This is a genomic window from Peptococcaceae bacterium (assembly GCA_024655825.1).
In the GTDB taxonomy this organism is placed as follows: Bacteria; Bacillota; Peptococcia; order DRI-13; family PHAD01; genus JANLFJ01.
The window spans coordinates 1-20,415 of sequence record JANLFJ010000005.1 but is presented as its reverse complement, the minus strand read 5'-3'; the positions used below and the strand labels follow the sequence as shown (position 1 = coordinate 20,415).

Below are 20,415 nucleotides of genomic sequence, written 5' to 3'. Positions count from 1 at the left end.
AACTTCAATACAAAACAGCAGCAACTGCCAGGCCGGCAAACGCCGCCGCAGCAGTCCAAAATGCCAGTACGACCTTCTGTTCCGGCCACCCTGAAAGCTCAAAATGGTGGTGCAGCGGGCTCATGCGAAAAAACCTTTTCCCACCGGTAAGCCTGAAATAAGCAACCTGGATAACCACCGAAATTGTTTCAATGACAAACACTCCGCCCAGCACAGGAAGTAAAAGTTCGGTCTTTGTAAGCACAGCCATTGAACCGAGCGCGGCACCCAGGATAAACGCCCCGGTGTCGCCCATAAACAGGCGGGCGGGGTTAATGTTAAAAAAGAGGAAACCAAGGCAGGTTCCAATCAACGAAGCGCTGAAAACCATAATGCCCTCCAATCCCCATGCCCTGGCAATCAGGAGGTAGCCCAAAGCAGCAAACAGCGTGACACCGGCCGCCAACCCATCCAGCCCGTCGGCAAGATTGACAGCGTTAACTGTCGAGACCATCACCAGGATGGCAAAAGGTATATACATCCATCCCAGCTGCAAGCTCCATTCCGTTCCGGGAAAAAAGACCTCTGTTCCCCTGCCTCCGTAGGCAGCAACAGCACAGGCAAAAACGCCGGAAAGAAGCACCTGCCCAACAATTTTTTCCCTGGCCCGCAAGCCAAGCGGTCTTTTCATCACCATCTTGATAAAATCATCAAAAAAACCGATTAGCCCAAAACCAAGCGTCACCAGTAAGGCTGCCGCCAAATCGTTGTCAGGCTTCATCGAGAAAACAACTCCCAAAGACAGGCTGAAAAAAAACATCACGCCGCCCATGGTGGGAGTTCCCGATTTTTTCAGGTGTCCCTGCGGACCGTCCCTGCGTATATGTTGGCCGAATTTGAGTCTCCTTAACACCGGTATCAAAAAAGGAGCGCTCAACAGGCAAATCCCCGCAGCCACAATCGATGCCTTAATTACCGCCTGCAAGAAAATACCTCCCAATCTTCAAACAGAAAGAATTCCTGCGGCTATTTCTTCCATTCTGACGCCCCGGGAACCTTTGATCAAGACAACATCACCGGGTTTCAACAGTTTCTTCAAATAGAATAAGGCTTCCTGGTTATCCTGGCAAGACCTTATTTGATCCGGAGCAAGCCCAGCCTCCAGCGCTCCTTCGGCAATTAACCGGGCCATCTCTCCCACAGTAATAAGATATGCGACTTTCACTTCCTGCGCCTTTTTTCCTACCAGGCGGTGCCCCTCTTCGGCAAAGCCGCCCAGTTCATACATGTTCCCCAGCACGGCAATTGCCCGTCTCCCCTTAGTCATTGAATGCAGTACTTCCAAAGCAGCCTGCATCGAATCCGGGTTGGCATTGTACGCGTCGTTTATCAGCAGCACTCCTCCCTCCGGAACCTCTTTTAATTCCAGCCGCATGGCTGTCAGCCTGACTTTTCCCAGCCCGCCGGCTACTTGCTCCCACGCACAATCAAGCTGCCGCGCAGCTGCCGCTGCCAGCAGCGCGTTCACCACATTGTGCCTGCCGGGAACAGGTAAATTGACAGCACATTCCTCGCCATCCCTTGTCTTGATTATAAAACTCATGCCCGGTTCCCCACGGGGACCTGCAATTTGCTTTATATCCACGGCCCGTAAATCGGCGGTTCGATCCAGTCCCACCCAGGTAACCCGGCACCTGATATTGGAAAGCCACTGTTTTAAATGTTTTCGATCATCCATGTTCAGAGCCAGTCCACCACTGGCCGGGATATGGGAAATCAACTCGGCCTTGGCCTGGGCGATCCCCTCCTGCGAACCCAGCAGTTCCTGGTGAGTGTGACCAATACAGGTGATTATCCCGTGGCTTGGCTCGCTGAGTCGGGCTAAAAAATCAATCTCCCCCAGCCCTCTCATTCCCATTTCCAGCACCACGGCATGGTGTTCCTGTTTTACGGCCAGCAGGGTGAGAGGCAGCCCCAGCTCATTGTTGTAGTTGCCGCTGCTGCGTAGCACCGGGCCTCTTTCCTGCAGGATGGACCACAACATGTCCTTGGTTGTAGTTTTACCCGTGCTGCCGGTAATCGCCACCACCGGCCCGGCAAAAAGGCGCCGCATGGCAGCGGCTGTCTGCCAGAGCGCTTTTTGGACATCGCTGACCTGGATCAGCGGAAAGCCTTCCTCTCTAAACCCTTCCGGGATGAAAGAAACCACTGCGCCGGCCGCTCCGTTTTCCCTGGCCTGTTCCAGGAAGCAGTGCCCGTCTGTTTTTTCCCCTTTCAGGGCAAAGAACAGTTCTCCCGGCTTAAGCACCCGCGTATCGATAGCGGCGCCGACAGGCTCAACACATCCCTGCCCGCATCTCAGCTTGCCCTGGACCAGTTCCGTTATTCTTTCCACTGTCAATCCATACATAGTTACCACCTCTGGCCCTTGCCAGCAGTGAATCTACCTGCCCAGTTTTTCCCGGATGGCTTCCCTTGCTGTTTCCCTGTCGTCAAAGTGGACGACTCGCATCCCGATAATCTGGTAATCCTCATGCCCTTTTCCCGCAATAATCACCACGTCGCCTGTTTTTGCTTCCCGGACGGCATGGAAGATCGCTTCCTTCCTGTCAGCTATCTCCACATATCTTCCGGGTAGGGAAGTTTTCCTGACACCAGGCATAATCTCAGCGATGATTGCCTGCGGTTCTTCCGAACGCGGGTTATCTGAAGTAACAACGATATAATCCGACAGTCTCCCCGCTATTTCGCCCATAACCGGGCGCTTTTTCCTGTCGCGGTCTCCGCCGCAGCCGAAAACCGTGATCACCCTGCCCGTCGTAAACTCCCGCGCTGTTTTCAGGCAGTTTTCCAGGCTGTCAGGGGTATGTGAGTAATCGACAATTACAGTAAAATCTTGTCCTTCTCCGCCTTCCTCCACCTTCTCGAACCTGCCGGGAATACCGGCCAGTTTTTCCAGGGAGGCAACAATATTCTCCACGTCGATCCCTTCCACCAGCCCTACGGCAACAGCGGCCAGTGCATTATATACGTTAAAGAACCCTGTCAATCTCAAACGGACTGGGACAGCCCTGTCTGTGAACTTAAGAACAAATCTGGCTCCTTCCGCTCTCACTTCTACCTTTTCCGCTTTCACATCCGCGTTTTTCCTGACCGCGTAAGTTATGACCGGTACGGAAGTCATCTCGGCAATCGCGCCGGCATAGGGATCGTCCCAATTAATAATAGCAAACTTCCGCCTTTGTTTCTTGCTTTTGACCCCCAGACCGGCAAAGAGCTTGCCTTTGGCCGCCAGGTACTGCTCCATTTCGCCGTGAAAGTCCAGGTGGTCCTGGGTCAGGTTCGTAAACACGGCCACGTCAAATTCCGTGCCCCTCACCCTGGATAGTTCCAGGGCATGGGAACTGACTTCCATCACGGCATAATCCGCGCCTTTTTCCAGGAAGGCCAAAAAGAGTTTCTGCAGATCAGGCGCTTCAGGCGTTGTGTGATGGACAGGGATTATTTCCCGCCCGATCCGGTTATAGATGGTCCCCACCAGACCGGGCCTGTGCCCGGCATCCTCCAAGATGCGGGCAATCAGGTTTGTCGTCGTGGTCTTGCCGTTAGTCCCGGTTACCCCGATTATATTCAAGCGGCTGCCGGGAAAACCGTACACGGCACAGCTCAAATCGGCCAGCGCTTTGCGCGTGCTGGGAACCAACAGCCAGGGATAGCCCTCGGACATGTACCGGCTGTCCTGAATGACAGCAGCCGCGGCTCCTCTTTCCATGGCTTCACCGATAAAAAGATGGCCGTCTGTTTTAAAGCCCGGTACCGCCACGAAAACGGACCCCGCCCCGGCCTGGCACGAGTCATAGACCACCTGTTCCACTTCTTTTTCCAGATCGCCGCTTTCCGCCAGCACCTCTGTGTATTCTTTAAGCTCTGCCAGTTTCATGCCCATACCACCTTTTCAAGTCCCGTCCTCCCTAGTATTACCCGAATTAACGGATATCCAATTATCCGAATTCCGACTCTCGCTAATGAATTAATGATTATTCAAAAGCTATACCGGAGATCGGCCCCAAGCAATGCCCAAATGTCTTTACGGCCCATACTGTTCCATAGCATTCTGGGTTAGCGGTTCCATAACAATAGTTATATTGCTCCCAACAGGCACAAGCTGTCCCGGTTCAGGTTCCTGTCTTACCACCACACCACTGCCTTGAACTTCAAGATTGAGGTTGAGGAGTTTGGTAAGATCCCTGATCTCGCCAAGAGTTTTTCCTGTCAGATCGGGTATGGCCACGGATTCGGGGCTGTTTTCCACCGCCGGAATACCTGTATAGAGAACAACCTCGCTTCCCTCCCGGACTTCGCTTCCCGCCTGGGGCAGCTGGGTCTTGACCTTCGTCCCGTCACCCACAACTTCCTGTTTCAGCTTGAGCTTCTCCAACCTCTGCACAGCTTCTTTGACCTCCAGGCCCGCCATATTGGGCAGGACCACCGCCTTTTTACTAGGGCTGGCAATCTTTCCAGGTTCAACCTGCGCCGGAACCTGCAAATAACGCAGGGTATCGCGAACAATATTGCCAAAAGCCGGTGCCGCCACCTGCCCGCCAAAATAAACACCCTGCGGCGAGTCGACAACCACCAGCCCAACAATCTGGGGATCATTCACCGGAGCAGCGCCAAGGAACGAAGCGATGTATTCCGTAGTTGAATATCCTCCACCCGGGATTATCTTTTGGGCGGTCCCCGTTTTGCCGCCTACCCTGTAGCCTTCCACGTAAGCGTTTTTTCCGGTTCCTTGACTGACGACCGTTTCCAGTATATTAAGAAAAACCCTTGAAGTGTCACTTGATATTACTTGCCTTATTGCTTGTGGTTCGACCGTTTTGACCAGCCTGCCTTCCCTGTCCCTTATTTCCTTAACCAGCTGCGGCTTCATTAGATAGCCTCCGTTGGCGATGGCCGCAAACGCAGTCAGGAGCTGGATAGGCGTCACAGCGTTGGCCTGCCCGATTGACATGGTGGCCAGATCAATATCCTTGCATTTCTCCCTGTCTACCAGGATTCCCACCGCCTCGCCCGGCAGTTCTATCCCCGTTTTCTGGCCGAAACCAAAGCCGTACAGATAGCGATAAAATATATCCTTTCCTTCCCGCAGCGCCACAGTGACGAAGACAGGGTTACAGGAGTTCTGGACCCCCTCCGCAAAACTCTGGCTGCCGTGGGGTCTCCCGTACCGCCAGCACTTTACTGTTTCCTTTCCCACCTTGATAAAACCCGAACAATAAAACCTGTCGTTCGGTTTCACTACACCTTCATCAAGAGCTCCGGCCGCAGTGACGGTTTTGAAGGTCGAACCCGGCTCATAGACATCTGAAATAAGAAAATTGCGCCACAGGGACTGGTCATACTCTTTATACTTGTTGGGATCAAAGGACGGGCGGACAGCCATGGCCAGTACTCGCCCCGTTTTAGGATCCATAATAATCGCCCCGGCCCTTTTGGGGTTCCGCAGTTTCATGATTTCATCCAGTTCACGCTCCACGATATACTGGATAGTCTCGTCGATGGTTAAAAAAATACTGTTTCCATCCTGCGGTGGCACATACTTGTAAAGGGCGTCGGGTATTTCCTGCCCCCTGGCGTCATACTCCACCATTACCGCTCCCGGACTGCCGCTTAATACCTTTTCATAGGTAACCTCAATACCGTTTAATCCCTGGTTGTCAATACCGCAGAAACCCAGAACATGAGAAAGCAGCTGCCCGTTCGGATAAAAGCGCTCCGGTTCTTCCACGTAACTGATTCCTTCCAGGTTAAGCTCTTTCAAAATCCTGGCCTTCTCATCAGGCACATGCCGCTGGATCCAGACAAAAGCCTGGTACCTGGTAATGGCCTCCAGCACTTTTCCCTTTTCCATATTCAGAACCTGCGCGATCTTGGCGGCGGTTTCTTCAGCCCGGCCCGATTTCCTCACCTGCGCTGGTATGGCATAAAAAGAGTCCGTACTAACACTAATAGCCAAGGGTTTCCCCTTAGCATCATAGATCATACCCCTTTTCGCCTTAACCTCAACATTGCGGTACCTGGCCTGGAAAGCCTTTTCCCTCAGCTCTTCGCCAATAACAAACTGGACCCAAACCAGGCGCAGGGAGAGGCACAGCATCAATATCAAAACCAGCAAAAAAACAAGCGTTATCCTTTTTCTGATCCTGATTGAAGATATGGACATTTTCTCCACTCCAAATGCCGGTTACCCTTTCTTTTCCGATCCCCTTTCCAAAATAGCCGCTGCTATACCTTTTAGCAACCTCTCCCCGGCAGAAATACTATTTGCGCCTTCCTGCACTGCCGGCCTTTCATCACCCTCCACCGCAGCAGATGGAACTTTCCTTTCTTGTATCTGCATAGCCAGGTACTCTACCTGCGGGTTTTTTATCATACCCATCTTCTGTTGAGCGATTTTCTCAACCCTTTCCAAGGATTTCAGCCTGGCTTCTTCCAGTTTCAGCTTTTCATTCTGGATGGCTATAGCCTTGTTTTCCTGGCTGCATCTGTTTATTTCCAGGTAAAGCTTGGCTGTATATGCTTTTAAATAAGTATAAGACAAACCGGTGGAAAAGAGAAGCGTGACCATCAATACTCCAGCAAACACGCCAAGCAAAGGAGAGGCGCTCTTTCGCGTCCTGATCCTTATTTTGCTCTTTTCCTTGGGTAGAGAAACCGGAGCGTAGTAATCGTAACCATGGCCAACAGCACGTTTTGACGCTACTACCAAGGATATTCACCTCTTCTTCCCTTTAGAACGTCGCCTCTTTTTCCACCACTCTCAACTTGGCGCTGCGGGACCTGGGATTAACCGCCATCTCTTCTTTCGACGGTTGAACCGGTTTACCGGTCAGTATTTTTACCACAGCCCTCTTCCCGCACACGCAGACGGGAAAGTCGGGAGGACACGCACAACCCCCGCTCTTTTCCTGGAAAACCCTTTTAACGAGTCGGTCCTCCAGCGAATGAAAAGTTATTACCGCCAAGCGTCTCCTTGGATTCAGGACCTCTATCGCCTGCTCCAATGCCCCGGCCAGGACTTCCAGTTCCCGGTTTACGGCTATCCTGAGCGCCTGAAAAGTCCGCCTGGCGGGATGGGGCCCTTCCCGCCGGGCCCCCTGGGGTATCGCTTTTTTGATTAAATCCGCCAGCTGTCCGGTGGTGGTGATCGGCCCCCTTTTCCTTTCTTCACAGATAAAAAAAGCTATCCTTTTAGCCCAGCGCTCTTCTCCGTAATCCCTAATAATCCGGGTAAGTTCTTCCGGTGACCTTTCGTTCACCAGTTCGGCTGCCGTCTGACCGGCTGCGCGGTCCATCCTCATATCCAGAGGTGCATCTACACGGTAGCTGAATCCTCTTTCCGCCTCATCCAGCTGGTGCGAGGAAACACCAAGGTCAAAAACGATCCCGTCCACCTTTTCTATGGAAACAGCCTGCAAAACCTTTTGCAAATCGCTGAATTCAGCCTGCATGATTAAGAAATTTTCTGTCCCGAATGGTTCCAGCACTTTTTTCGCAGCTTCAACAGCCTCTTTATCCCTGTCCAGGGCAATAAGTTTCCCCCCGGGCAACAGCCGGCTCAAAATCGCCCTGCTGTGACCTCCACCCCCGGCAGTGCAGTCAAGCATGACCTGCCCGGGCTGCGGAGAAAGAAAGTCCAGCACTTCCCGGAGAAGAACTGGAGTGTGAGAAAACAGCTTTGAATTCATCTGTGTTCACCTCAGAATCCCAGGTCCAGCTCCATCATCTTCTCCGCCAGTTCCTCGTAACTTTTTTCCGTTATTTTACTGTATTCATCCCAGACTTCCTTGGCCCATATTTCGATGCGCGTTCCTACCCCGATGATCACCACGTCCTTAATAACCCTTGCGTACTCGCGAAGGTTGCTGCTGATTAAGATTCGCCCCTGCTTGTCCGTCTCGCATTCAATAGCGCCGGAGAAAAAGAAGCGAGCAAAAGCACGCGCGTCTTTATTGGTAAACGGCAGGTTCTTCAGTTTCTCCTCTAGTATTTTCCATTCAGCCTGGGGATAAACAAACAGACAGGTGTCCAGACCCTTGGTGATTATGAACGCGTCGCCCAGGACCTCGCGGAACTTGGCCGGCATTATCAACCTGCTTTTTTCATCCAGGCTGTGCTGGTATTCTCCCGTGAACAAGCCGTTTAGCTCCTCCTATTTATCTTCCACTGTACTCCACATTATACCACTTTACTCCACTCTGTACCACTATTTTCTACTTATTTTTTAATTCTCCTGCAAAAAAAATTTGTAAATCTAAAAAAATTTTGAACCCCCGTTAATTTGGGGGTTCCAGCTTAATTACCCAACGAATTCGAGAATAAACAAAGCGTTTTCTTAAAGCTCGCCCAGCTTTAATAACACCTGTTTGAAACGCTTGAAGGCAATGCCTGCCGGACAGGTAACATTATAAATATCAAGCTTTTCAGGTTTTTTAATCCTTCCCTGGACCAGGGCCAGACAAATGCCTTTCATGGTCAGGGAAAGGTCTGTCCACCCGTTTTCCAGGGCCATCTGCCTGCACATAACAAGGCAGGCCCCGCAGTCGACACATTTGAGCATATCTCCCAGGCCTTGTTCCAGCAAAAACCGCCTGCCGTTGTCCAGCAGGACCACGTGCACTTCCCCGGGACCATGCATGCCGTAAACCAGTCTAAACCCGATATCGCCCGTGCGGCTCGGCCCCGAAATCAACGAAATGCAGGCCGGAGTTTTCCGCCCCGTGCCGTGTGCCGCCGCGCTGCAAACGGCAGCCAGGGCCTCTTCTGCATTACCGTAAATCTTCTCGATCCCGGCAACCGCTATGTGTCTTGGAGGGAGGTTGGAAACGTTCCTGGCGTTCCCTTCCTCTTCCGCCAAGATCAGTGTGCCGCTTTCCGCCGCTATGCCGTTGGCGCCGGTAACGCCAGATTCGCTGTCAATTATTATTCCCCTGATCTTTTTATGCAGCAGCCGTCTTAATTCATCAAAATTTGCTGCGCCGTTTTCGCCAAGTTCTTCCCGCAAGGCCCTGTAAATTTCGTCCCGGCTGCAGCTTGTAAACGGAAAGGGGGAGCATCCCGGGTGGTGTGGTTGAAGCCGGTCCATGATCATTTCCGCCGCGCAGGTCCTAACCGACTTAATATTCAGCCCGGCCGTCAGTTCATCAAACCCTATTTCCCGTAAAGTCTTGCTGTAAGAGCGCGCCACCAGCCTTTGCCCCTTCAGCAGGCCGGCTAAAACACCCCGGGCCTGAACCCGGTCGGCGGCGAAATAAACCCGGCAGCCCTTTGCTATTAACTTCTCACAGGCTTTGTTCACCATCTCCGGCAGGCCCTTGACCGTTTTTTCCCGGGCTGCGGCAATCTCCTGTCCCATCAGTTTCTCCCTCCTCTTACCGCCATTGCCGCCAGTTCAATGGTATGCACAACCTTTTGCCCGCCTCCCGCCTGGTGCAGGCTGTCAGCCAGGTGAATCATGCAGCCCGGGCAGCCCGTAACCACATGGCTCGCCCCGGTATCCCCGATCTTTTCCGCTTTTTTGCTCCCGATCCTGCTGGCAAGCTCATAATAGGCAAAACTGAAACCGCCGCCGAAGCCGCAGCAGCTGTCCGCCTCCTTCATCTCAACCAGGTCGAGGCCGCCGATTGCTCGCAGCAGACTCCGTGGTTGTTCCCTGACCCCTAATCCCCCGGCAAGATGGCATGGATCATGGTAAGTAACCCTCTTTTCTACTGTTTTCCTGAACATTTCCAGGCCAACCACCTCCAGGAGGAACTGGCTGATGTCCATTACCTTGGCCGCAAGTTCCAGGCTTTTTTCTTTTAATTCGTCGCCTTCATTCTCCAGCAGCCTGGGCCACTCCTTCTTAACCGCGGCTGCGCAGGCGGGACATACAAATACCATGAAATCAGCGCACTCCTGGGCAAACAGCTTTACGTTGCACCGGGCCAGGGCAGTCGCCTCCTCCCTGTAACCGGCCGCCAGCAAGGGCAGCCCGCAGCAGGCCTCTTTTTCTTGAACAACGACCTTTACGGCCTGTGTTTCCAGGACATCAAGCAGGTCAGCCCCCAACCGGGGCAGAACATACCTTGTCACGCACCCAACAAAAAAATTTACCTTTACTTTATACTTGTCAACAGCCGGCCGCCCGCTGATCATTTCTTCAAAAAACCTGCCGGCAATCGTCGGAACAAGACGGGTCGCCGGAATCCCCAGACCCGGCAGCCCGATTCTGGGCACGGCAAAATCGCCGCCCGCCTGCCGTTTTACCGCCGCATCCTGTAAAACACGCGCCGGTTTGAGCCATCGCGAAAGCCTGTTCTCAACCAGCACGGCGGTTGCCACCTTATTATATCCCTGTACTGGACGCCTCTTGTCAACGGCTTCCGCCCGCAGGCGCAAAATCATTTCCGGCGTGTTGATGCCGGCAGCGCAGGACTCCAGGCACTTTTGACAGCCAAGGCAAAACGAGAGGCCTGCCTCCTCGGCTTTTTCCAGGCTTTCATGAAAAGCCGTGAAGACGGCGCCCCGGCCGCCCAGGTGCTTGTAGCCGAATTTATCCCCTATTTCCGCATAAACAGGGCAAAAATTGAGACACCCGCCGCAGTTTATACAGTAAAGCGCTTCGGCAAACCCTTCTTTTATAGCCCTGTCTCTGCCTGCGGCCAGAAAGACTACATGCACTTCGGCCGGTCCCTGTCCCGCTCCCTGAAAGCTGTTGTCCCGGCCGTTATAACGGGTGGGGCCGGAAATTATGCTCACATATGTCCCCATATCCTGCCCCGTTCCACAAACGGCCGCAGCCCTGGCCACCGCTAACCCGTCATCCAGGCTGGGCACGATCTTTTCTACGCCGGTCACGGCAATATGGATTTCGGGCATGCCGGTCACCGCCCTGATGTTGCCCTCGTTTTCCGCAAGGATAATCGACCCCGTTTCAGCAACCACAGCATTAGCCCCCGATAAACCCACGCCTGCTTCTTCCAGGTAACCGCGCAGGCTTGCACGGGCCGCCCTGACCAGTGTTTCCACGTCGCCTTCCAGCTTGCGCCCCGTTTCCTTCGAAAAAAGTTCGGCCACTTTCTCCACCGGGAGGTGAATGGCCGGGGCTAGGGGATGGCTGGCGCCGCTTCCAGCCATCTGGTTGATGCGGTCGCCCAGGTCGGTTTCGATAACCCTAGCGCCCAGCCTTTCCAGGCGGTCAGCAATCTCTATTTCCTTGCCCGCATTCGACTTGGACTTGACTACCAATTTATTTCCTACTATTTCCCCGATATACGACACGGCCTCTTCATCCGTACCGGCTATGAAAACCCGGCAGCCGTTCTCCTTCAAAGAAACGACAGCCTGTTCCATAAGAACAGGCAAATTGGCAATTGAATACTCCTTAATCCCTCTTAACCTTTCTTTCAACCCGGGACAGCTTGCCGTCATCTGCCGGACCGACATTCTGATAACACCCAGGGCTTTTTGCCTGGTCAGCCTGGAACTCGCGTCATTAAGCCCCTCCCGGATTCTTTCTTTTAACTCGAATCTGCTCAAAACACCCTCTCCTTCCCTCTCCGCAGCCTCAAGCAGGCGTTTAAACCACCGGAGCGCCGCCGCCCTTCTTCGTTCACGCCTTTGCTTCGCTCCCAGCAGGAGATAAAACTTGTTTAACATCCGCAGCAATAGACCCCTGCCTGGCCGCGAAAACCAGCGAACCCGCAAGGCAGCAAACACCGCTTAGTATATACTCGTTGGGCACCCCTATTATGTTCCCCAGGCTTCCCGCCAGCAGGTTGCCGAGCGGATAGACGCCCCAAAACGCAATTGTATAAATGCTCATCACCCTTCCCCTTTTATCATCATCCACGATTCTCTGTAAAACCGTACTGCCCGCCGCCATCTGCATAATTGCTCCAAACCCGGTGAAAAACGCAAAAAACATCGAAAGCAAGGTCAGCCTGGAAAGGGCGGAAGCGATAAGCCCAAGCCCTAAAAGCCCCGTGGCTAACGGTATCAGCCTGACCAGACCAAGCACGTCCTTGCGCCAGGCCAGAAACAGTGTGGCGAAAATGGCGCCGATACCGGAAGAGCCCACGATAAAGCCAAGCGCGTGCGGCCCTTCTTTGAGGATTTCCTTGACAAAAACAGGCATCAGCACCTGAAACGGCATGCCGGTAAGGGTAATAAACCCCTGCAGCAAGATTACCGACCTGAGAGGTAGAGAACCAAAGACATAAAGGAAACCTTCCTTTAACTCTTTCCCAAGGTCACGCTTTCTGGCCGCCGGTTGCGGTCTAATTCTCATGGCCAGCAGTGCTGCAATAACGGCAAGGTAGCTTGCGCCGTTTATAAAGAAACAAACACCCTCGCCTGCGGTCGCAATCAAAATTCCCGCCAGTGAAGGTCCCAACAAGCGCGCCAGGTTGAGCAGCGCGGAATTTAAGGCGATGGCGTTGCCAAGGTCTTCTCTTTTTTCAATAATATTAACAATAAAAGTTTGGCTAACCGTTAATTCAAAAGAAAAGACCAAACCAATGAACAGGCTTAAAAGAATAATATGCCAGAGCATGATTTTCCCCGTCAGGACCAGCGCCGATAAAACGAAGGCCTGCAGCATGGCCATGGTCTGAGTGGCAATAAAAGTTCGGTGGCGGTTCCACCGGTCGACCAAAACCCCGGCGAAGGGGGTGATAAACAGAACCGGGACCTGGCTTAAAAACCCCACAAAACCCAGGATAAAGGCAGAACCGGTCATACTGTACACCAGCCAGCTTATAGCGATTGTTTGAATCCAGCTTCCCACCTGGGAAATGCCCTGGCCGCTGAAATAAAGACGGTAATTTCTGTACTTCAACGACCGGAGAAGAAACCCGAGATAACCTCGCGCCTTTTTGTTTGAAATGGAACCGCTGCTCATTACATCAACCTCTTTCTTTTCATTTTATTATTTCTCCCTTGTCAATTAATTCCTCTATTTCCTCCAGGGTCAAAAGGCCCTGTTTGAATTTCTCCAGGCTCTCGCTCCCCTTGTCCCCTCCCGCTTCACCCGCTGCCTTAAGTCTTGTTTCCCCTATTTTCGCAGTCAGGTGGCCCGATAGAGACTTGATCGTCTGGTGTTCCATCATTTCCCGCCTTGTCAGCTTCAACCCGAACGTTTTTTCGATATGGCGCAGGAGCTTCATGGCGGTTATTGAATCCATCCCGTACTCCGTGAGGTCCCTGTCCAAACCGACCCGTTCCCTGACCAGGCCAAGCTCCCGGCATAGAAAATGCGCAATATCTTCCCGGATGTTTTCTTCGCTCCAGCAGGCGGGTATTGCCTCCTGGTCCTGGCATGGCGCGGGCCTCTCCTTGCCTGCCGCAATCCAGCAGCGCACCCTGGCGAAAGGATAAGTCGGCAATGAAATCCTGCTTGCTGTTCCCCCTTCATGAAGCAGTTCCCAGTTTACCTGTCCGCCCTGGACCCAATGACGAGCAAGGCCCTCAAGGTCTTTTTCGGCCAAAAGCGCTCGCCGGGCGTCCTCCTCTTTTCCCTTGCCCGGAAATGAACCGGCCATGTCACCGCCATCCCCGGTATAAATAGGGATATTGGCCTCGCTGTCGCCGCTTGTTGCGTTTCGTTTCAAGTAAGCCTTCAAACCCCGCACGAGTTCTTCCCGGCTCCTCACTACTAAAGCCAACCGGCAACCCATGGCTTCACGCCCGACCTGCAGGGTATACGCCAGGTCCTCCAGGGAAAACCTGCTTTGACCTTCAATAAAGACAAGCATCTGTTCCACGGCCGCCTGCAAGCGCTCCCGGGTCTTCGCCGAAATAACCGCAACCTGCGGGGATACGGCAGGACTTTTTGAACCCTTCTTTTCATATTCTTCCAGGATGATATGCACATTCGAACCTCCTGCCCCGAATGAATTTACCGCCGCGCGCCTGGGGAACTCCCGCCGTTCCCCGTTAACCTTGACCACCGGCCGTTTCCATTTCTGCAGTTCTTTTTGCAGGTAAAACGGCGTTCCCTTTAAGTTTATCTCAGGGTTTAAAGGCTCCGCGTTTATGGTCGGGACCAGTTCTTGATAATGAAGCTGCAGGACTGCTTTAGCCAGCTGCGATATGCCGGCGGCCGCTTCCGCGTGCCCGATATTGCCTTTTACGGAACCGATGGCGCAAAACCGCTCATCAGGGGTGAACTTCCGGAAAGCCCTGGTCAAAGCCGCCACCTCTACAGGATCACCCAGGGCCGACCCGTTGGCGGCGGCCTCAACATAACTGATCGTCCGGGGGTCAATCCCGTTATTCTCCAGGCAAGAGACGACCAGGTCCGCCAGGGCGGCCAGGTTGGGCGCCGTAAACCCGCTCGCTGTTCCCCCGTGATTGGCGGCGCTGCCTTTTATCACCGCATAAATGTTGTCCCGGTCACGAACAGCCTGAGAGAGCGGTTTTAACAGGACCAGGCCGATACCCTCCCCCGGGAGGTAACCGTCTCCTTCCCGTCCGAAAGGGTGACAGCGCGCGCCGCTGGCCAGCACGTCCATAAGCCCGTATGTCATGTATTTATAGGGATGAAGTGACAGATTCACCCCGCCGGCCAGGGCCACCCGGCATTCCCCACGCCTGATGCCCTCCACTGCCAAGTGCACGGCGGTGAGCGAGGAAGAACACATGGTATCCAGGGTAATGCTGGGTCCGTGGAAATCAAAGAAATACGAGATGCGGTTGGCAATCGACGCGCTGCTCATGGGCAAAGGAAACGGCCGCCCACGCGAAACCTCTTCAGCCCCGACCAGCAAGTAATCGTTATGCATGACCCCGATAAACACGCCCACTGGCCGCTTTTGTTTTCGCTCCCCAACGGGCGTCAACGTCCCGGGAGTGTAACCAGCGTCTTCGATCGCTTCCCAGCAGGTCTCCAAAATCAGACGTTCCTGGGGATCGAGCTCTTCGGCCTGCCGCGGTGAAAGGTGAAAGAATTCGTGATCGAAACAGGCCGGGTCATCAATAAACCCTCCCCATCTGGGGATGCCTTTTCCCGAGGGCGAGTTTATTCCTTCCAGCCGTTTCCAATCCCAGCGGTCTTTCGGCACTTCGGTTATGGACTCCTTTCCCTTCTTCAAATTATTCCAGAATTCCCGCAGGTTCCCGGCCCCTGGATAACGGCCAGCCATGCCGATAACGGCAATATCGCCGGCGGCGGCCTGCGGAGCAAAAAACGGTTTGCTTTCCCTCTCATCTCCAGGAAGTTTGGACAGCTCTTCATCAGGACCAGAACCCGAACGCGGCGCTGCAGCCGGCATGCCCGCAAAGACGCGGCCGGCAAATTTTGAAGCGTAATTTTCAGCCAAATATGCCGACAAGTCGGCAATATTCGTGTATTCAAACAATAAGGTCGGCGACAAATCAGTCCCGGTTTTTCTTTCTATATCACGGGCAAGCTCCAGCAAACCTGCCGAATCAAGGCCCAACTCATAATAACCTGTCCGTGCATCGATTTTCTCCAGCGGCTTATTTAACCGTTCCGCCAGCAGCTGTTTTAAAAATGATTCGACGGCTTCCGCTATCGACCCGCTGCTTGCTGCCCGCTTAGATTTCAAGAAAGGCAAAAACAATCTCGGCATGTTCCATTTTTGGGTTTTTGTGGGGTCAGGGTTAAGCAAGCCTGCGTCCCGGACCAGCTTGCCGGTGTAATTGAACAGTTCCCCCGCTTTTTTCTCCGCATCATCGAAAAACTCCATTGTCAGGAAAGAAAGTTCGTTTTTTTGACGCAGCGAAGACTTCTGGACCCGTACCGTGCACCGCTTTGGCAAAAGAGTCGAAGCGCGAAACGATTCATAAAAAAGAGGCAAAGATAAACGCTGTTCCTCCTTGAATAAGGCCGATGTCCCCCACAATCCTATGGCGCTTCCGTCGAGCAGGACCGGGTGAAACATGAATCCCGCCGCGCTGGGGTAAGCCGCCGGCCCCACGGAAAGGTCAATAATCACCTCCGCATCGAGGTCATAAACGACTCCTTCCGCTTTCATAAACCCGGTATGCACCAGTTCCCTGCGCCGGCACTGATTATAAATTTCGCTTAAGTTAACGGTCTGCTTTGCCGCCTGTTTCACAGCATCAAGGGAAAGAGTCTCTGCAAAGACAGCCGCTTCTCTTTGCTTCATTTCGGCGGCAACATATTGTTTTTTAACCCGGACCTTTTTTTCCCTATCCTCATACTGGCCTTCCACTTTAAGCTGCCACTGCCCGTTTGCAGTCTCGGTACACTGGATATCAAGCGTTACATCTCTGCCCTGCTCCACAACCAGCGGGTTATAGATTGTTAAATTGCGAAGCTCAAGGGTCGTATAATCGAAACCGTTTTCCCGGAACACCTGGTAAAGCAGGTCTATATAAGCCAGTCCAGGTAACATGGGCAAACCGTACACCTTGTGATTCTTAATCACCGGATTGTCAGCGCTCAGCAAAAAACTCTCCTTCATTACAGTTCAACCCTCCACTATTCCCCGTTTCCAGATATTGGGTGCACCGCCGGGCAGCCCCTGTTTGTCAACCGAAGAAACCATTTTCAAATCACCGGCGCCCTCTCGGCCGTAAATGTCATAACGTTCCATAGATGGGGGAACGAGCGGGCTCCTCTTTGCCCGGGCCGGGCTTATATCCTCCCAGGCCTCCACAATGGCATGGGCATTGGTGCCGCCGTCCGCAAAACAGTTTATTCCCGCGGCCCGGGACATGCCTGCCCATGCGGCCGGTTCACGGCAAAAACCAAACGGGAACTGCTCTTTAACAAAATGCTTCATGGGTTGTTCGCCGGACAAAAACGGGACGAATTGCCCGCGCTGCAGCATCAGCACCACCTTGATCAGGCTGGCCGCACCTTCGGCGCATAAGGGATGCCCTATATTGGGTTTCACCGATCCCAACCACAGCGGTGCTTTGCTTGAGGAACGGTAAACAGCAGAAACGGCTTTTAATTCGAGCAGGTCCGTCACCTCGCTCCCGGAAGCGTTTGCTTCCAGGTAGCTGATTTCTTCGGGCTTCTTTCCGCTTCTCGCCAGGGCGGCCTGCATAACCTCCTTTTGCGCCTGCAGGTTTGGGGTTGCCGGGCCCGCGGTCCGCCCATCATTGTTTATGGCTACCGATTTTATTACCGCGTATATCTGGTCACCGTCGGCCAGGGCCTGCTCCACCTTCTTTAACAGGACAACGCCCACACCTTCTCCCAGCACTACTCCCGCGGCACGCCGGTCAAAAGCATGAAAGGACGGGCCGGGATTCAAAAGCCCCCTCTGCGCAAACAGGCGGTGAGTCGCCTCAGAGTTCAAAACATTTACTCCCCCCACGACAGCGGATTCAATTTCACCGCTGTTCAAGGCTTGAACCGCCAAATTCACGGCGACCAACGCCGAGGAACAGGCGGTATCCACAACGATGCTTGGTCCCCGCAGGTCGAAAAATTGTGAAACGTTTGCTGCAAGGTAGTTCTGGCCAACCGCCATGATGGGATTGCGCGCCTTGCTGAGAACGGCTTCACCCGGCGGGCAGCAGCCGCGCCCCCCTAGGTAGACCCCCACCTGTTTTCCCTTGAGTTCCTGGTGCGAGTATCCCGCTTGATACCACAGTTTTAAACACTCCTCCAGCACGAGTAAGGCCTGGGGATCCATCGCCCTGGCGTCTTCCTCGGAAATCAAGAAAAACCTGGGATCAAAACAGGCAATGTCTTCTAAAAAGCCCCCGTAAAACTGGCTTCCGTAGCCGCGGCGTTCCCGGGAAACCGGGCGGATCGCCGAACGCCCTTCCACCAGCAACCGCCAGTATTCTTCCAGGTTATTCGCTCCCGGAAAGCGGCAGGACATCCCAACCACAGCCGTGCCCAGGGAAGCCGCTTCTTTCCTGTCAGCTTCGTCCCGCATTCTCCAGGCAGGTTCCAGCCCGACCTGCGGGTCTTGCCGCGCGGACCCTTCATGTTCGGCATATGCGGATAAGGCTTGAGCATGCCTGTCAGCCAGCCAGGCGGCAAGTGAATCCAGCGTTGAATACTCATATAAAATGGACGGTTCCAAATCCAGTGACACCGCTTGATTGATAGAGCGCAGCAATTGCGCCAGCAGTATTGAATCAACCCCGTATTCCGCAAACGGTTTATCAGGTTCCAGCTTGGAGATTTCAATCCTTAACTCCGCGGCAAACAACCCGGCCAGCCACGAACGGACCTGGTCCGTAGTTTTGCCCCGCAATTTTGGCCCATCAATAGAATCGGAAATCCTTTCTCCGGATAATGCCGCGGGCTCCTGTTGAATCTTTGGCTTCATCAAACCGTAAGACCTCCATAAATCCGGGTTGACTACTGCCGGCAAGACGACAGGCCCCATTCTTGTTGAAATAATATGGTCCAGGAACTCCAGACCTTCCTCGTCGGTATGGCTGAGAAAGCCCGCCTGCCGGTACACCCTGCTTTTTACTTCTCCCATCCCCGTCTCCTTCCAACTTGTCCACTGGATGCTGACAACAGGACACTTCCTTGCATTTGCCTCCGCGAAATAATCCATGAACGCATTGGCCATGGCATAATCTATTTGCCCCGCCGCCAGAGCCGGAACAGCCGCCGAAACGGACGAAAACAGGATAAAAAACTGCAGCGGCTCATCGCGCATGGCATTATAAAGGACCTCCAGCCCGTAAACTTTGGGATCAAGCACTTTTTTAATTCCCTGGAGCGGTTTTCGAATAAACGCAGGGGTTTCCAGGTCGATGCTGCCGGCGCAGTGAATAACCCCTCCAACCGGGCCCATCGCCTTTTTTACCTCCTTTAAGCCCTTTTGGACAGCATTAACATCCGTCAGCGGAAGCGAGAGCACCATTACCTGCACACCCAGTTTTTCCAGTTCTCTAACCGCTTTGATCTTTTGGGCCGCCAAACCTTCCTTGTTTTCATATGCAGCCCATTCCCCCCTGGGCGGCAGCGGTTTTTGCCCCGTAAGCACCACGCGCCTGACGCCGTACCTCTCGGCGCAGTAGCGGGCGCACAGGTAGCCCAGCCCTCGCGTCCCGCCTGTAACCCACAGCACATGTTCTTCAGGAAAAGTTACGGCCTGCGGCAAACACCCGCCTGCATCCGTTTCCTCCAAAAAAGCCCGGTAACGTTTTCCGTCCCGGTAGCATATTTCCGGATCGTCACCCGCCAGGCAAAACTCGGCCGCTACCTGCCGGGCCAGCGCTTCATCGTCAACAGAGGTGTCCGCGTCCATATGCCTGGAGCGCACATGCCCGTATTCGCTTTGCAGCAGGCGGTACAACCCGGCCCTGGAAGCCCCCGACATATTAACGACACCGTTTTGATATGATTCCAATCCTTTGGTCACGCCTAGAAACATCAACCCATTTTTTTGACCCGTCTCAATCATTTTCTGAAGCCACGCAATCCAGGCCAGCGAATCGTTTTTTTCCTTGCCGCACCCCACCAGGTCTATCAGGCCGTCATACTTTTTCCATTCTTCTCCCGACTCCAGCCTTGATTCAATACCAGCCGCATCAAAGACCACACCGCCCGGCAAAAGCTGCGACAGCCGAAGCGCCAAGCTTTTTGTTTCCGGCGTTGCCAGTATGGCCACGTTCCCCTTAAAACTTCCGGCAGAGTCAGCGGGACAAACCTCCCAGCTTTTTTTCAAATAGCATTTTTTCTTCTGGTCAGGGCGCTCGATATAATTACCCAGCACCTTCATTTTGCCGGAGACCGCACCAACAGCGACGCCTTCCGGCGCCCAGTACCGCTCCCGGGCAAACGGGTAAGTTGGCAGGCTGACCCGCCGAGGCCTGTTCTCCCCGTAAAGCTTCTCCCAGTCTATCTCCAGCCCCTTCGTCCACAGGTCCAGCAGCCTGGAGTATTTCTTGCGCCGGAACCATTTTTCGCAGGTTTCCCGCAGCTCTTCGTCCGAGGCCAAAACGCCCAGGGCTTCTTTGCCCCGCCTGGTATTTCCCCGATAAAGCCCCTCGATGCCGTCCCGCCCCTCTATAAACGCCTGCAGTTTCTCTTCCAGTTCCCGCTTATCGCCGGCGGTAAAGGCCAGCCGCTCTTCCATTGCCTCCCGCCCCACCTGCAGGGTGTAGGCGATGTCCATAAGCTCAGCCTCTTTAACCGCATCCAAAAGCCTTTTCGCCTGCTCGTTCAACCGCTCTTCGGTTTTGGCCGATATGACGATTACCGCCGGGTTTGACGCATCTGCAGCCGCGGCAGGCCGCACCTCTTGGGGCGATATGTATTCTTCTACAACCAGATGGGCGTTCGAGCCGCCAGCGCCAAAAGACGATACTCCCGCCACCCTCGGGTATTCCCTGAACTCCCCGTTTAGCTCCACCTTGGGCCGCTCCCACTCCGCCAGCGCCTGCTGGACCACAAACGGGGTGGACCCAAAGTCGATG

The 20,415-nt window shown here is 53.8% G+C and carries 12 protein-coding genes; all 12 read right to left on the bottom strand.

The window, feature by feature from the left end; all coding sequences use genetic code 11:
• Positions 1-4: 4 nt before the first annotated feature.
• Positions 5-964, bottom strand: a complete 960-nt coding sequence (gene mraY, locus NUV48_03035; GenBank protein MCR4441111.1) for a phospho-N-acetylmuramoyl-pentapeptide-transferase — start codon at positions 962-964, stop codon at positions 5-7.
• A gap of 18 nt (positions 965-982) precedes the next feature.
• Positions 983-2,389 (bottom strand): UDP-N-acetylmuramoyl-tripeptide--D-alanyl-D-alanine ligase, encoded by a 1,407-nt coding sequence (gene murF, locus NUV48_03030; GenBank protein MCR4441110.1) that lies wholly within the window; start codon positions 2,387-2,389, stop codon positions 983-985.
• Positions 2,390-2,422: 33 nt separating this feature from the next.
• A complete protein-coding gene (locus NUV48_03025) occupies positions 2,423-3,919 on the bottom strand; it encodes a UDP-N-acetylmuramoyl-L-alanyl-D-glutamate--2,6-diaminopimelate ligase (protein MCR4441109.1) in 1,497 nt (498 codons plus the stop codon).
• 147 nt (positions 3,920-4,066) lie between these two features.
• Positions 4,067-6,205, bottom strand: coding sequence for a stage V sporulation protein D (locus tag NUV48_03020; protein MCR4441108.1), 2,139 nt, complete (start codon positions 6,203-6,205; stop codon positions 4,067-4,069).
• 21 nt (positions 6,206-6,226) lie between these two features.
• Positions 6,227-6,751: a cell division protein FtsL gene (locus NUV48_03015; GenBank protein ID MCR4441107.1), complete on the bottom strand. Its 525-nt coding sequence runs from the start codon at positions 6,749-6,751 to the stop codon at positions 6,227-6,229.
• A gap of 22 nt (positions 6,752-6,773) precedes the next feature.
• Entirely contained in the window at positions 6,774-7,730 is a 957-nt protein-coding gene (gene rsmH / locus NUV48_03010) for a 16S rRNA (cytosine(1402)-N(4))-methyltransferase RsmH (GenBank protein MCR4441106.1), read from the bottom strand.
• Between the two features lie 11 nt (positions 7,731-7,741).
• Positions 7,742-8,179, bottom strand: a complete 438-nt coding sequence (gene mraZ / locus NUV48_03005) for a division/cell wall cluster transcriptional repressor MraZ (protein ID MCR4441105.1) — start codon at positions 8,177-8,179, stop codon at positions 7,742-7,744.
• Between the two features lie 198 nt (positions 8,180-8,377).
• A complete protein-coding gene (locus NUV48_03000; GenBank protein ID MCR4441104.1) occupies positions 8,378-9,397 on the bottom strand; it encodes an LUD domain-containing protein in 1,020 nt (339 codons plus the stop codon).
• Positions 9,397-11,682, bottom strand: a complete 2,286-nt coding sequence (locus NUV48_02995) for an LUD domain-containing protein (protein ID MCR4441103.1) — start codon at positions 11,680-11,682, stop codon at positions 9,397-9,399. Before NUV48_02995 ends, NUV48_03000 begins: the two co-directional genes overlap by 1 nt.
• Positions 11,636-12,925, bottom strand: coding sequence for an MFS transporter (locus NUV48_02990; GenBank protein MCR4441102.1), 1,290 nt, complete (start codon positions 12,923-12,925; stop codon positions 11,636-11,638). The genes NUV48_02995 and NUV48_02990 overlap by 47 nt, the downstream gene beginning before the upstream one ends.
• Before the next feature lie 19 nt (positions 12,926-12,944).
• Positions 12,945-16,475, bottom strand: coding sequence for a phosphopantetheine-binding protein (locus NUV48_02985; GenBank protein MCR4441101.1), 3,531 nt, complete (start codon positions 16,473-16,475; stop codon positions 12,945-12,947).
• A 6-nt stretch (positions 16,476-16,481) separates the two neighbouring features.
• Positions 16,482-20,415 (bottom strand): KR domain-containing protein (locus tag NUV48_02980; protein ID MCR4441100.1); only part of this gene is annotated, 3,934 nt, incomplete at its 5' end.

Coding starts and splice junctions, on each gene's coding strand:
- NUV48_02985 (MCR4441101.1), bottom strand. CDS start 16,475: ATGAAGGAGAGTTTTTTGCTGAGCGCTGACAATCCGGTGATTAAGAAT.
- NUV48_03020 (MCR4441108.1), bottom strand. CDS start 6,205: ATGTCCATATCTTCAATCAGGATCAGAAAAAGGATAACGCTTGTTTTT.
- NUV48_02990 (MCR4441102.1), bottom strand. CDS start 12,925: ATGAGCAGCGGTTCCATTTCAAACAAAAAGGCGCGAGGTTATCTCGGG.
- murF (MCR4441110.1), bottom strand. CDS start 2,389: ATGTATGGATTGACAGTGGAAAGAATAACGGAACTGGTCCAGGGCAAG.
- NUV48_03025 (MCR4441109.1), bottom strand. CDS start 3,919: ATGAAACTGGCAGAGCTTAAAGAATACACAGAGGTGCTGGCGGAAAGC.
- NUV48_03000 (MCR4441104.1), bottom strand. CDS start 9,397: ATGGGACAGGAGATTGCCGCAGCCCGGGAAAAAACGGTCAAGGGCCTG.
- NUV48_02995 (MCR4441103.1), bottom strand. CDS start 11,682: ATGTTAAACAAGTTTTATCTCCTGCTGGGAGCGAAGCAAAGGCGTGAA.
- rsmH (MCR4441106.1), bottom strand. CDS start 7,730: ATGAATTCAAAGCTGTTTTCTCACACTCCAGTTCTTCTCCGGGAAGTG.